General features: G+C 38.1%; 10 protein-coding genes. 7 read left to right on the top strand and 3 right to left on the bottom strand.

Translation table 11 applies throughout. The features are described from left to right. Positions 1-247: 247 nt before the first annotated feature. Positions 248-1,108 carry a superoxide dismutase gene (locus MUN88_RS20535; protein WP_244718834.1) on the bottom strand — a complete coding sequence of 287 codons (861 nt, stop codon included), beginning with the start codon at positions 1,106-1,108 and terminating at the stop codon, positions 248-250. Positions 1,109-1,156: 48 nt separating this feature from the next. Continuing rightward, on the bottom strand, positions 1,157-2,332 hold the full coding sequence (locus tag MUN88_RS20530; protein WP_244718832.1) for an ROK family transcriptional regulator: 1,176 nt from the start codon (positions 2,330-2,332) through the stop codon (positions 1,157-1,159). A gap of 162 nt (positions 2,333-2,494) precedes the next feature. Between MUN88_RS20530 and xylA the strand changes: the two genes are divergently transcribed. Both xylA and xylB read left to right on the top strand, forming a co-directional pair. After that, on the top strand, positions 2,495-3,820 hold the full coding sequence (gene xylA, locus MUN88_RS20525; RefSeq protein ID WP_244718829.1) for a xylose isomerase: 1,326 nt from the start codon (positions 2,495-2,497) through the stop codon (positions 3,818-3,820). A 66-nt stretch (positions 3,821-3,886) separates the two neighbouring features. Further along, entirely contained in the window at positions 3,887-5,386 is a 1,500-nt protein-coding gene (gene xylB, locus MUN88_RS20520; protein WP_244718827.1) for a xylulokinase, read from the top strand. Positions 5,387-6,301: 915 nt separating this feature from the next. Here xylB and MUN88_RS20515 read toward each other — a convergent pair. Then, the gene (locus tag MUN88_RS20515) at positions 6,302-7,357 is read right to left on the bottom strand and encodes a family 8 glycosyl hydrolase (RefSeq protein ID WP_369809909.1); all 1,056 of its coding nucleotides are present in this window, start codon (positions 7,355-7,357) and stop codon (positions 6,302-6,304) included. Between the two features lie 274 nt (positions 7,358-7,631). On the opposite strand from MUN88_RS20515, the gene MUN88_RS20510 reads away from it, so the two are divergent. From MUN88_RS20510 to MUN88_RS20490, 5 genes are all read left to right on the top strand, one after another. Further along, a complete protein-coding gene (locus tag MUN88_RS20510) occupies positions 7,632-8,297 on the top strand; it encodes a YesL family protein (RefSeq protein WP_244718825.1) in 666 nt (221 codons plus the stop codon). Beyond that, a complete protein-coding gene (locus MUN88_RS20505; protein WP_244718823.1) occupies positions 8,290-9,825 on the top strand; it encodes a response regulator in 1,536 nt (511 codons plus the stop codon). Before MUN88_RS20510 ends, MUN88_RS20505 begins: the two co-directional genes overlap by 8 nt. Before the next feature lie 10 nt (positions 9,826-9,835). After that, positions 9,836-11,590: a sensor histidine kinase gene (locus MUN88_RS20500; protein WP_244718821.1), complete on the top strand. Its 1,755-nt coding sequence runs from the start codon at positions 9,836-9,838 to the stop codon at positions 11,588-11,590. Between the two features lie 719 nt (positions 11,591-12,309). Then, positions 12,310-14,007, top strand: coding sequence for an ABC transporter substrate-binding protein (locus MUN88_RS20495; protein WP_244718819.1), 1,698 nt, complete (start codon positions 12,310-12,312; stop codon positions 14,005-14,007). A gap of 299 nt (positions 14,008-14,306) precedes the next feature. Then, complete coding sequence (locus tag MUN88_RS20490; protein WP_369810009.1) at positions 14,307-15,272, top strand: ABC transporter permease; 966 nt, start codon at positions 14,307-14,309, stop codon at positions 15,270-15,272. The last annotated feature ends 6 nt before the right edge of the window (positions 15,273-15,278 follow it).

Genomic DNA, 15,278 nt, shown 5'->3' with positions numbered 1-15,278 from the left:
TTGTAGAGCTACGCATATTTCCGGAGCTTTACTTAGCACTTAAAATCTTTCAAAATGGCAGCTCTATTACTCTATTGCACAAAGTTACTTCAAGTTTATAGATACAGCATAAAAGAAAAGGCGAGGGGCAGCATGAATCTTGTTTGAGGACAATTTTATGCTACCGTTCGGCTTTTCATTTGATATATGAGCAAATTTTAGCAATGATGTAGTTCGAATGCATCTCCTGGCTAGATTTAACAGTGGTTTAGAACAACTGCCATTTCACTTTGCTTGCTTCTTTAAAGCGCTCGTTAACATTATCCCAGTTCACTACATTCCACCAGTTATCGATGTATGCTGCTTTATCATTGAAATGTTGCAGATAATAGGCATGTTCCCATACATCTAACACTAATAGAGGGATAGTGTCTGGTACTTGGAATAGCTGATGTTTTTCAAACGATTGAACAGCTAATTTTCCGCTTCTTGGCGACCATAATAGCACTGCCCAGCCATCACCTTCCACTGAGTTAGCCACTTTAGTAAACATTTCTTTAAATGCTCTCCAGGAACCAAAGTCTTTCTCGATCTGTCTCAAAATTGCGCCTGCCGGTTTTTTCTTGCTTTTCGGTGTCATATTGTACCAGAAGATAGTGTGTAAGTAATGACCAGAACCGTGAAATGCCTGCTCCCGTAACCAATGTTTGATGGAATCCTTCTTATCGATATATAATGCTTTTTCTGCTTTATTTAAACCATCTACATATGCTTGATGATGTTTTTGATGATGAAGGCGCATGATTTGTTCACTAATGTATGGCTCAAGTGCGTTATAGGCATAAGGTAATGGTGGCAGCTTGTGTTTGCCATACGGAATACTGCTTTCTTGTGGCTTTCTGAAATTTTCAACAAGTTGCTCAGCTTGCATTCTGACATCTTCTAATCGATCTAAATCCTCATCGTGAGTAGTCAGCAACATTTCGGACAAGTTTTCCTGCCAAATTTCAACTTGTTTTGTGGCATGTTTGATTTCTTCTTCCGTCAAATCTGATTCGGTCAGCTTTTGTTTTACTTTTTCGCCCCATTCTAACAACTTCTCCAAATAGGCTTGATAATCTTTATCCATGACATCACCCCATGTCAGCATATGATATTCGCTGACATGGGGTGATGATTAATTCGCAATCATTTCATTCCCTGTTTCTTGAAAGAACTTTTCAATATTGAAGGCAGCTATACCTAGCACAGTGGAATGTTGCTTTAATTTTGCCGGACTAACTTGTACATCATCTTTGTTAAAGCCGATCGTATTTTTTTCAATTCTTTTCTCAATAGCTGGCAATAGATATTCATCGGCGGCAAGTATCGTATTTCCTAATACCACTTGTTCTGGGTTGAAAATATGGATAATATTCGTAATACCGACACCTATGTAATCGCCAATATCATCAAGTATTTCCAGTGCTTTCGCTTCTCCATTATCTGCAGCAGTTACGACCTCCTCTAACGTTCCCGTCTGATAACCAGCATTTGCTGCTTTTTCTAATAATGCATTTTCAGAGGCATATAATTCCCAACAGCCTTGGTTTCCGCATCGGCAGTTTTTTCCATCTTTTTCGATCGTCATGTGACCTAATTCTCCTGAGAAACCACGTAATCCGCGGTATAGATTTCCATTTAATAATAGACCGACACCAATACCTATGCTGACACTGACATAAATCAATTCGTTAGCCATTTCGCCAGCACCATACATTTTTTCTCCGTACGCTCCTGCATTTGCTTCATTTTCTACCGTGACAGGTATTTGATAACGCTCTGTGAGTAATTGTTTCAATGGGACCTTTTTCCATTCTAAATTGGGAGCAAGCAGAATTTCTCCTTCGGTTGTGACCACACCCGGAACACCAATCCCGATCCCTACGATGCCATATTCTGATGGTGGTGCTTCCTCTATCAATTGATCAATTAATTGATAGAGAGAGGATAGTACTTGATCCAAGTCGTGACCTTCAAAATGCGTCATCTTTTCTAAAATAATATTGCCTCGCAAATCGGTTAATACAGCTAAGATGTTCTGGACGCCGAGGTCGACGGAAATTGTAAATCCTGCTTTTTCATTAAGAAGGAGAATGACCGGTCTTCTTCCGCCGCTAGATGCTGCTGTGCCAGATTCATGAATTAGTTTTTCGTTGATCAGTTCACTAACCAGGGAGGAGACGGTTCCTTTATTTAAACCGGTAACCTGGGCAATGCTTGCACGCGAAATAGGTGCTTTTTCTAAAATTGTTTTTAATACTAATGCTTTGTTTTCTTTTTTGACGACATATTGATTCCATGTTTGACTCATGTGCTACACTCATTTCTTTTTGCATATTAAATTAGAACTATTTTAACATATGAGATAAAATAATTCTATTATCTTTGTTTATTCACTAGACAAACTTTGTGGGAGTTGCTATAATATTTACGAAATCAATTATGCCGAATAAGGCGATGGAGGTATGAATAAATGACATGGTTTGAAAACGTTAACAAGATTCAGTATGAAGGACCTAAATCAAAAAATCCACTTGCATTTAAATTTTATAATCCGGAAGAAAAAATAAACGGCCAGTCGATGGAAGAATTTCTTCGCTTTGGTGTGGCATACTGGCATACGTTCACAGAAGATTTGTCTGACCCATTTGGTACGGGTACTGCATTACGTAACTGGGACAAATACACAGGTATGGATCGTGCCAAAGCGAGAGTAGAAGCTGCTTTTGAATTTTTCGAAAAGCTTGGTGTGAAGTACTTCTGTTTCCATGATGTAGACATAGCACCTGAAGGCGATTCACTACGCGAAACATATCAAAATCTTGATACGATTGTTGCTTTAATTAAAGATCACATGAAAGATAGCGATACCAAATTGCTTTGGAACACTGCCAATAACTTTACTAATCCACGCTTTGTCCATGGTGCAGCATCTTCCAGTAATGCTGATGTGTTTGCCTATGCGGCAGCAAAAGTGAAAAAGCAATTAGAGATTGGTAAAGAATTAGGTGGAGAAAACTATGTGTTCTGGGGCGGACGAGAAGGATACGAAACCTTATTGAATACCGACTTAGCTTTGGAACAGGATAATCTTGGCCGCTTCTTCCATATGGCAGTAGACTATGCTAAAGAAATCGGCTTTGACGCACAATTCTTAATTGAACCAAAGCCAAAAGAGCCGACAACACATCAATATGATTTCGATTCACAATCTGCTCATGCGTTTTTACTAAAATATGGTCTTCAAGATCATTTCAAATTAAACATAGAAGCGAATCACGCAACACTTGCTGGTCATACGTTTGAACACGAGCTTCGTTATGCACGTGTAAATGGCTTATTAGGATCAGTTGATGCCAACCAGGGCGATCCGTTATTAGGATGGGATACGGATGAATTCCCAGCAGATATTTATTCTACAACACTAGCTATGTATGAAATTATTAAAAATGGCGGACTTGGTTCAGGCGGTCTTAACTTTGATGCGAAAGTACGTCGTGGTTCATTTGAGCAAGACGATCTTTTCCATGCACATATTGCTGGTATGGATCATTTCGCAGTTGGTTACAAAGTGGCAAGCCAGCTAGTAGAAGATCAAGTATTTGAAAATATTATTAATGACCGCTACGCAAGTTTCAAAGAAGGAATTGGTAAAGATATCGTAGATGGTAAAGCTGATTTTAAATCACTAGAAGAACACGCACTAAACTTAAAAGAAATTAAAAATAAGTCTGGCCGTCAAGAGCTGATTAAAGCAACGATTAACCAATACTTATTAAATGCTTATGCAAATCAATAATTAGTAGAAAAAAGACTTAGCTGTCTGCATGGCGGCTAAGTCTTTACTAAAGAGAGGGGTTTAACGATGAGCTATGTCATTGGTGTAGATTTAGGTACCAGTGCTGTCAAATTGTTGTTAGTGAACAAACAGGGGGAAGTAGTTCAGGAGGTTTCCAAAGAGTATCCGTTGATTCAGGAAAAAACAGGCTACTCCGAACAAAAGCCGGAAGATTGGGTGGAGCAAACGGTAGCCGGATTACGGGAGTTAATTGGGGAGTTCGATGGAAATCCAGAAGAGATTGAAGGATTAAGTTTTTCCGGGCAAATGCACGGTTTAGTTTTATTAGATGAAAATCGAGAAGTGGTACGAAACGCAATTCTTTGGAATGATACGAGAACAACCGAACAATGTCAGGAAATTTATGATAAAGTCGGCAAAAATAAATTTATAGAGATTACCAAAAATTTAGCATTAGAAGGATTTACTTTACCTAAAATATTGTGGGTAAAAGAAAATGAACCTGACTTATTTGCGAAAGCATCGACCTTTGTCCTTCCAAAGGATTATGTTCGGTATCGTCTGAGTGGGGCGATTCACATGGATTATTCTGATGCTGCTGGCACTAGCTTGCTGGATGTTGCCAACAAATCATGGAGTAAAGAAATCTGCGATGATCTGGGGCTGGATGTTTCGCTATGTCCGCCATTGGTAGACTCGCATAAAAATGTTGGAAAAATAACTTCTGAAATAGTAGAAGCAACTGGACTTTCATCAGAAACCAATGTATTTGCAGGTGGAGCGGATAATGCCTGTGGTGCTATCGGTTCTGGAATTCTGTCAGAAGGAAAAACATTTGCAAGTATCGGGACGTCAGGTGTTGTCCTGTCTTATGAGCCTACCGGTGATAAAGACTACCAAGGAAAAGTACACTATTTTAACCACGGGGAACAAGATGCTTATTATGCCATGGGTGTTACATTAGCAGCTGGTCACAGTCTAAACTGGTTCAAGAAAACATTTGCAGAGGAGCAATCGTTTGATGAATTGCTAGCAGGTGTTGGAGACGTTCCACCGGGTGCTAATGGTTTGCTGTTCACCCCTTATATTGCAGGGGAAAGAACACCACATGCCGATTCTCAAATTCGCAGCAGCTTTATCGGCATGGACAGTTCACATACATTGAAGGACTTTGCTCGTTCAGTATTGGAGGGTATCACGTTTTCTTTAAATGAATCGATTGCTATATTCAGAGAGAACGGAAAACAGATTGATACGATTTATTCGATCGGTGGTGGCGCTAAGAATACCGATTGGCTGCAAATGCAAGCGGATATTTTTAATGCCAATATTGTAAAACAAAAAAGTGAACAAGGCCCTGGAATGGGTGCAGCTATGTTAGCAGCTTATGGCTCAGGCTGGTTCTCGTCACTTAAGGAGTGCGCTGATACACTATTGGAAGATGCTGAAACCTATCAGCCAATCCCTGAAAATGTGGAGAAATACCAGAGACTGTTTGCCTTGTACAAACAAGTCTACCAGCAAACAAGGTCATTAAATAATGGGTTGATGGAGTTTAGAAAATAAGGTGATCCGTTTGGATATCATATTGATATGATTGATGCGTTTCCTTAAGCGTATAAAACGGCTACCACTGCAATCTCCTTTATGATTGTAAGTATATACATTTATTTACGCATAAGAAAAACCGAACGAAATCGAATGTCGAACATTGGATTTATCGTTCGGTTTTTTTACAAGACAAGAAAGTATATAATCACTGTCATAAAGATGTACTACAGAAGTCGATCAAGATTAAAAAAATGTTTACTTATAATATGGATTATGTAAACTAGACATTACTAGCCAAGCATTCATATTGAGAAGTTTAATGTGCAAGGATACCGCTTCGGCCAACCACTTCGCGTCCTGCGGGGCACGGCTGAAGCTAACTTTGTGAACAAGGGCACTTCACAAAGTGGATCTTCCGCACCTGCATGTCCCGCGGGAGTCTACGTGGTTGGCCTACGCTCATGTATAGCTCCACAAATAATGCGACAGATAGGATATGGAGTACTATCTGCTTCATTTAGTGATATACAATGCCTAGCACGACTGCTTTTAGCTGTTCCATACGTTGTAGCACTTCACTTAAGCGTAGGAAATATGCGGAGACTCCTCATGCGTCAGCGCGAGCTGAAGATCCACTTAGTCTGTGCCTGTGTCTGTATGTATTGCTTCGAAGCAGGCTTCCTCGGCACAAGGCAGCAAAGAAGTTGTTCAAGTAGTAGCCTAGCTGAAGCCGTGCCCCACAGGACGCGGAGCATATTTCCGGAGCTTTGCTACGCACATATAAACTATCAAAATTATCACGATTCAGACAGTTCTACTTTACATAATCCATATTATAGGTAGCTATATACACAAAAGATAGTAAGACCGGGTGGGTATATGGCCGGTTTTTCTTACCTAATAGTTTGTTCACGCCAAATATTCTTCGGTCTATTCAGCTGGATACCAAATTTTAAAATTTCCACTAAGCGCTAACAAACTGAAAAAGTATAAACAATTATCATAATATCTTCTTTGCCCCGTCCTTACTGGTGTATTCCAGAAGAGATCAACAGCATTTCTGGCGTTTTCACCTTTTGTCGCTAAGGAAGCCATTGCATTCGAGGCAACGAGACCAACCGGATGAAGTGCCTTATCCTCTAACGGTGTGCCATCAATCGCGTATCTTCTAAATTCATCTGGTAGTTTATCAGCGAAGAAGGACTGAATCTTTTCAGCAACAACGACAGGGCAGGCATTATCCTGAAACCACAAATAATCTAAGCCAATATTACAGGCGACTCGGTAGGAATCACTATAAAAATGGCCAAAGCCTCGAACATGGTTTGGTGTCCCATCATAAAAAGCATATTCCGGAGCTAAGCCTGTGACAGGATGAGCAGATGTTGCAATATACTGCCGACTGTTAATGGCTGCCTGACGCCAAAATGCTTGATCCTCTTCATAACTCCACAACGCAAATAATTCATAAAAATGCGGTAAATGATAAGATGGATCAGAAAATTCAACACTTGGTACGAATTTGATCAGTTTATTTTCAGGATTCCACATCGGATAGCCATTATCTTCTTCCTCTTTATGGAGACAACGATGAAGTAAATCTTTCGCATGTTTACTATATTCGTAGATTCCTGTGCCCTCTCCCCAACGATGTGCAGCGAAAAATAACGCAAGGGCAAAGTATTCTTCTCCAACTGGTGCAGGACCAAAAGCATTTTTCGTCCCATCCGGTTGACAAGACCAGGCGAAATATCCGGCATTTACCCCTTTCTCCATAAACATATAAGTCATCGACCAATTCCATAATCGGTCAAACACTTCTTTTTGATCCATTTGGACCGCCATCATCATGCCATAAGACATACCTTCTGTCCGTACATCATCATTGCCTGTATCTAACATGTATCCCAAGTCTTCTCCTGCCGAATAATAGATGCGTGTATCATCATGCTCTGGATCAAACAGCATATCCCATGTATCTTGCACTCTCTTGTTAACTTCAGACTTAGTATAACCATAGCTCCTAATAGATTGTCGTGATGGCTTGATAGATTTGCAGATTTTAATTTCATCGTTTTTCCTCCTTCATTGTAACTGTGGTATTAACAATGTTTCGATAGAATAAATATCCATAAATGATAAAATAAGAAAAACATCTTTTCTTCATAATGAAAGTATACTATAATGAGTATGTTCAACGGATGAACAAAGTATATATTTTTCTTTGAAAATTAAAGCGTTTCCAATGGGGGGTAGTGCAATGGATAAATCAATAAACTCAAACCGGTTTTATCGGTTTTTAGAGTGGTTGATGTGGCTAATGTATTTGAATGTATTATGGATGTTGTCATCATTAGCAGGTTTGGTAGTGCTCGGTGTTTTTCCGGCGACAATGGCACTAGTGATTACGATGAGAGAGTGGTGCATGCAACAGGAAAGTATGACTTTTCACAAAACATTTTTCAAGGCTTATAAACAAATTTTCATAAAAGCCAACCTGATCGGTTATCTCTTACTAGCAATTGGTTATGTTTTCGTGATTGATTATCAATGGATTATGCATAACCAAACATCTTTACAATCCTTGTATTTAGTAGCATTTATTCTTTTTGGCATATGCTTTCTCATCACATTAATGTATATATTTCCTACTTTTGCTCATTTTCAAGTTTCGTTGCCGCAATCGTTTAAACATGCATTAATTTTGGGGACATTCAGCCCTCTCATCACGGTTATTATGTTTACAGCATTATTTCTGTTGCAGTATTTATGGCGATTTATTCCAGGATTACTGCCTGTGATCGGTATTAGTCTTACCTTCTACATCATAACCAGGTTGTCCATTATGGCATTTGAAGGATTCGAAAAGAAACAGCAGATGCTATTTGAAAAAGAATACAGGAAAGGAGCAAAAAAACATGCATAAAGTCTATTTGGTAGATGATGATGTTTTTGTGCGCAAAGGTATTCGTACGTTAATTGATTGGGAGTCATATGGTTTTATTGTTTGTGGCGAGTCTGATAATGGAGAAGACGCACTGGCTGATATTATGAAGCTCAAACCAGACCTTGTTGTAACAGATATCCGAATGCCAGTGATTGACGGTCTCGATTTAATTCAACATTGCCGAGAAACAATAGAGCATACACCAAACTTTATCGTGATCAGTGGTTACAATGATTTTCAATATGCACAGCGAGCTTTACGATACGGTGTGAAAGACTTTATTGTAAAGCCAATTGATCAAAATGAATTTCATCAGACATTAGAAAGAATAGCATCTACTATCAAAAAAGAAAATCTATGGAAACAAAAAGAAGGAAAATTGGAAGCGGTATCATTTGTTAGGAAGCTGATTTTATGCGGTCAGGAATGGTGTGAACATCAATCCCAACATCCTTTCTTCTCTGAGAATACGTATACCTACATGAAGGTAGAAATAAATGGCTTGCATGTTGATTATCATCAATGTTTTAAAACAATGGAACAATCTTTGCAGAAGATGAAAGCGGACCAGCATTTTATCCTGTTTGAAGAAAAAATGAACTGCCTTGGGCTAGTGATCAATGACAGATTTTTATCGGAAAATAACCTGCATCTTAACAACTTCTTAAGTGATTGGTATCAATTACTCGAAATGGATGTGCACATTTACTGTGGCGATACCGTTAATCAAGTAGAAAAGTTACCCTCTTCTTATAAAAAAGCGAAAAATAATGTGCAATACAAATACTTATTTGATGCATCAGTTATAACCACATCGATGACAAAAGAAAAAGAAGTGTTTTTTATTGATCTCGACCAAGCCTATTATGATGACATGATTGAATTTATCGAGGAAAAAAATAAAGAGTGTATCGATCAACAATTGAGAAGAATGATCGATGCATGCAGAGAGTTGTATTTTGCTAGAGACGCATTATGTACCATGGTAAATCGACTAAATCATAAGATCTTAAAATCAATTAAAGAAGCTGATGCGGATGAACAGAACATTTCGAACTTGAAGGAGATGCTAGAGTGGGATCAGTATTCTTTAAGCCTTTCGCAATTAACAAGGTTATGGTATGCCTTTATCATGGATGCTGCATCGATTTTACATCAGGCGTATCAGAACAATGGGCAAGGTACTATCTATCAAATAAAAAAATATATTCATATGCATTATGATCAGCCATTAACATTAAAATCAATTGCTAATACATTTTATATGAATCCGGTATACATGGGTCAATTATTTAAGAAAACATATGGTGTTTATTTCAAAGATTATATTCTGACAGTGCGGATGGATGAGGCAAAGAAATTGCTTCGAACAACTGATTTGAAGGTATATGAAGTAGCAGAGAATGTAGGATTTACCAACCCGGATTATTTCGTTACGCAGTTTGAAAAAATTGTGAATTCTACACCATCACAATATCGAAAAAAATTATTAAACCGAATAAGTTAGCAGGTAAAGAATGAAAAAAATCCATTTTAATGACATAAGAATCCGGAATAAATTGCTGCTAATCTATATGTTTTCTGTCTTTCTACCCATTATATTAACAAATGTCATATTTTATAATGTAACGTCTGAAAATGTCCGCACCCAAAAGATTCATGATAATGAACTGGCTTTGCGCCAGGTGGCTACCAATTTCAAACAGGGGGTAGAAGACGCTGTTGGGATAGCATCTGTTTTATATGCAGATGCATTTGTCAATAAGCTGTTAGACACGAGCTATGATTCTCCTGTTGATTTTATTTTAGCTTATAATAACAATTTTCGTGATATAAATAAATATACACCTGTGTACTCTTCGATTCGATCGATTCATTTGTACACGGACAATCCAACTGTCATAACAGCTGGTGGTATTTTTTCCATTGATCAACAACAACAATCATCACATTGGTATCAATCAACAAGCGAATTCAGATCTAAATACCCCGTAGTCACCAGGAAGCTTGCAAATGATGGAGAATTAGACCAGTTTGTAGTAGTCAGAGCATTAGACGCAACAGGGCGTTCCAACAATGAGAAAATTGTGATGATTAACTTAAATGAACGTTTTATTGAACAGTTGTTTGCCACTGAAACATTTGAAGGGAAAATATACCTGGTTAATGAGGAAAACAACATCGAATACTCCACTGATGATTCAATGCTGTGGCGGTCTTCTTATGCTGCATATGATGCTGTAGACCTTCCGAAAGATGCCATTTTATTTGAAGAGGAATATGATGTGCAATATATGTCTAACTGGAAGATGGTCGGAGTTATACCGGAAAAGAATCTGTTAGCGGAAGTACGGAATTCGATCCCGTCGATTTTATATTTAGCATTGTGGAATTTTGTGATACCAACTTTATTTATTATTTACATTGCCGGGAATATTCACTTTCGACTGAATACTATCGTTAGAAAAATGAGAAAAGTAAAGGATCAACAATTCGAACTAATCCCAGGGAAGACCTTTAACGATGAAATTGGTGTGTTGACAAGAGAGTACAATCGCATGACAAAAAAGATTAAGGACTTAATCAATGATGTATATATTGTGCGTATCCAAAAGAAGGATTTGGAATTACAAAAGAAAGAGACGCAATTGAAAGCATTACAAAGTCAGATTAATCCACACTTTTTATTTAACGTATTAGAAACAATCAGAATGAGAAGTTTATTGAAACATGAGAAGGAAACAGCCACGATTATACATAATATGGCCCAGCTTCTGCGAAATTCGATTACATGGGACAGAGATTTTGTCACTGTTCGTGAAGAGCTGCAATTGATCCATGCTTTCTTGGAGATTCAAAAATACCGATTTGGAGACAAAATGCAATACGATATTCATTTTGATGATGCGATCGAGCATGTGTTAATTCCGAATATGTCGATTATTCCTTTTGTCGAAAACGCGAGCATCCACGGGATAGAGCCATTGAAGGCAGGCGGAATAATTAACATTGTGGTGGAACAAGCTATCGATCACATTATCGTTGAAATACGAGATAATGGATTAGGTATTCCGAAAGACAAATATCAAACTATCATACAATCTTTGCATGAGGAAGAAATTGCAGGGGAGCGGATCGGTATTTCCAATGTTTTTCAACGATTGAAAATGTATTATCAGGAGGGCTTTGATGTACAAATAAAGACAAGAAAGGATCATGGAACTACGATCATTTTAAAAATACCGATGAAAGCAGATGATGTAGCCTACTGAGTGGGCTATATTCCTTTAGATGTACTCGAAAATGTAGAAAAGCACTAGAAAAAAGCTAGATAATACAAGTATGAGTGACAAATGGTACTTGTGTATAAAAACTCCAGAAGTGTGCTTCCAAACGTTTCTAGTAAGAAAAGAAAGAGCTGTTTTTTCTTATGAGGTAAGTATGTGTAATATTTTAGCTTTAGATTGTGAAAAGAAAAGTGTAGGTTCTTAAAAAAACGGTGTCAAGTGAAACTATATTATAACGTTATAATTTTGAAATGTTTTATCTGCTTAGCAAAGCTCCGGAAATATACTCCGCAGGACGCGAAGTGGTTGACCGGAGTGGCATTATACCTCTAACTACATTTCAATGTGGATTCAACGCTAGTTAACATAATCCGTAATATAGGTAGTTGTACATATATATTCTTACGTTAGTTAGCACTGAGCGGATTAAATTTTAGGGATGAAGAAGTTCAAGAAAGTGGTAAAAATTTATAATGTACTAAGTATAAGAAAAACTCGGCACTCGCTAAAGATGGGGGAATGCCGGGTTTTTCTAAAAGGTGTAGGGGATTTTTTCAGCACATGGACGAGATCGTTACTCTTTTTCTAAACTAGCTTAATTTTTCAAAGTTTCCTCTAAAGTTTGGTAGGTAACAATGCAGCTCCATAACAGATAAAATGAAAGTGCTTACAAACAAGGTTTATTAAGGAGAGGGGAATGCAAGATGAACAGAAAGAATGTCTGGTTAGTACTTCTGTTGGTTTCACTGATCTTTGTCTTAGCGGCGTGTAGTGGAGATAGTGAAGAAGCAAGTGAGGACAATGCAGAGAACGAAAACACAGAAACCGGTGAGGATAGTGGCGAAACCTTTACCTATCACTTCTTTGATGCATCTGGTCCCGGTGAGGATATTAATACATCAGAGACAACGTTAGGGCAAATGTTTGAAGAGGAAACAGGAGTTAATTTTGACATTGAACATATCGTAGGAGACGTGAATCAGAAGATTGGAACCATGATTGCCAGTGGGGAGTATCCGACGTTACTAAATGCTGAGCAATCAACAGACGCTGTTATTGATGCGGGTGGGTTTATTCCACTAAATGATCTGATTGATGAATATGCACCAAACCTGAAAGAAATGTACGGTCCCTATTTAGAAATGATGAAGCGTGATGATGGCAATATTTATGTTATTTCTTCTGGTGCTGCACACGGGTACAAAAAACCTGCCAACCTTAATCAAGGTGCATGGTGGATCAAGCGGGATGTATTGAAAGAATTAGGCTATCCTGAACCAAAAACATTAGATGAGTATTTCGATATTATTGAGGAATATACCGCAGCGAATCCACAAATTGATGGTGCCGATACTATTGGCTTTACTGCTTTAACACATGATTGGCGCTTTTTTGCTCTGTCTAACCAGCCAATGCATTTAGCAGGCTATCCAAACGATGGTGGCGCATTGATTGATATGGAAACACAAGAAGCGGAAGTTTACAATGACAAAGACATTACGAAACGCTGGTTACAAAAATTAAATGAAGTGAATGATATAGGATTATTTGACCAAGAATCATTTACTCAAAATTATGATGAATATCTGGCAAAAATCACTTCTGGAAGAGTAGTAGGATTCTTTGATTATCGTTGGCAAGTCGGGCAGGCGTTAAACACGTTACAAGAAGACGAAGATCCATATAACGATTATATGGGCTTCCCGGTTGTGTTCGATGAAGATGTCAAAGACCAGTACTTAGATCCAATCGGTTTTACAGCATCACCTGGTATTGGAATTACGGTTGGAACTCCGAAAGAGGATCAGATTCGTATTATGAAATTTCTCGATCACATAGCGAAGGAAGAAACACAAAAGCTGATTACATGGGGCATCGAAGGTGAAACATACGAAGTGGACGAAGATGGTCGTTATTACCGTACAGAAGAACAAATTGAAGAAACTTCCAAAACAGAATTCCGTGACAATTTTGGTTTCTCCTACTTTGAATGGGGATGGCCACGAATGAATGGTGAATATGCAGACGGTAATGCTGTTGAGCCTCCAAAACAAGAGGAAGTTGCCAGCATGATGTATGACGAAGGGGATAATGAATTTCTGGAAGCATACGAGATCGAAACGTTCACAGGATTATTCTCTGAACCAGATGAACGTCCTTGGTATCCAGCATACGATGCACCGATAGAAACAGGTTCGGAAGCACAGCTTTATGAACAACAATTAGATGATTTAATGAAACGAAAATTCCCTGAAATCATCTTCGCAGACCCAGGCGAATTCGATAATCAATGGGGAGCGTATACAGATGAGTTTTCAAGCCTGCCGAAAGAGGCATATGAAAAAGTTATAACCGATTTTGTCCAAAATAAAGCAAAATTAATGGAAAGCAGTAAGGAATAAAAAAAACAAGGAAGGCTGTGTTATTCAGCCTTCCCCTTTGCTCGAAGATAATAAGGACTCATTTTGTATCAAGAGTTGTATGTTCGGACCATCTTTAAGAATAAAGGAAACTTGGCTTATCGCCAAGTACTGGTGAAAGCCATAGTTTTCTTATCTTGTTCCTGGAAATTTTTACCACGACGAATTACTACTCTGATAAAATTTTATACTTCCTAAAGTTTAAAAAAGGCGAAAATTTTGCCAGATGGTCCGAAAATGCAAAGCAGGTTTAACTATTAGTTGGGGGGAGTACTATGGCGATGGAATCAAATACGTTAGAAAATAAAACCAAATCGATACCAATTAAAAATAAAGGTATGAAAGCTTTTTTGAAAAAGTGTAAAGATCAACAAGCTCTATTATGGATGACGGTTCCGTTTATTATTTGGGTGTTCATTTTTAAATATTTACCGGTATGGGGCTGGACGATGGCTTTTCAGGATTTCAAACCGGCATTAAATTTTTCCGATCAGGAATGGGTGGGGTTTAAGCATTTTGCCTTTTTATTTACAGATGACCGCTTTCTCGGTGTGTTGCGCAATACACTGGCACAGAGTTTGATCAATCTGGTTTTAGGTTTTGTCACGGCAATTACGCTAGCAGTATTAATTAATGAATTATCGAATATGAAGTTTAAACGAGTGGTCCAGACAATCAGTTATTTACCGCATTTCCTTTCATGGGTTGTCGCTGCTGCTTTAGTATCGTCGGTATTATCTATCGATGGCATTATTAACGAAATTCTAATGGGATTAGGGTTAATAGATGATGAGATTCTCTGGTTAGGAATTGGAGAATATTTCTGGGGTATTTTAGGTGCTGCCGAAACATGGAAAAATGTCGGCTGGAATGCAATTATTTATCTTGCTGCGATTTCGATGATTGATCAGGAACAATATGAGGCAGCTAAAATAGACGGCGCTTCTCGCATTCAACGAATTTTTTATATTACGATTCCTGGTATGAAATCCGTTATTATCGTGCTGTTGATTATGAACATTGGCTATATATTAGAAGCTGGTTTTGAACCGCAGTACTTACTTGGAAACGGTCAAAACGTCGAATACTCAGAAAACATTGATGTTTTTGTTATTAAATATGGTATTTCGATGTTTAATTTTTCATTGGCAACCGCTGCAGGTATGTTCAAAACAGTTATCAGTTTTATCTTTTTAATCGCAGCCAATTCGTTTTCAAAAAAAATGGGTCAAGGCGGATTGTACTAGGAGGGA

Origin of the sequence: Gracilibacillus caseinilyticus, from assembly GCF_022919115.1 — a bacterium.
Classification (GTDB): domain Bacteria; phylum Bacillota; class Bacilli; order Bacillales; family Amphibacillaceae; genus Gracilibacillus; species Gracilibacillus caseinilyticus.
The sequence above is the reverse complement of the archived record's forward strand: the minus strand, read 5'-3'. Positions and strand labels throughout refer to the sequence as shown.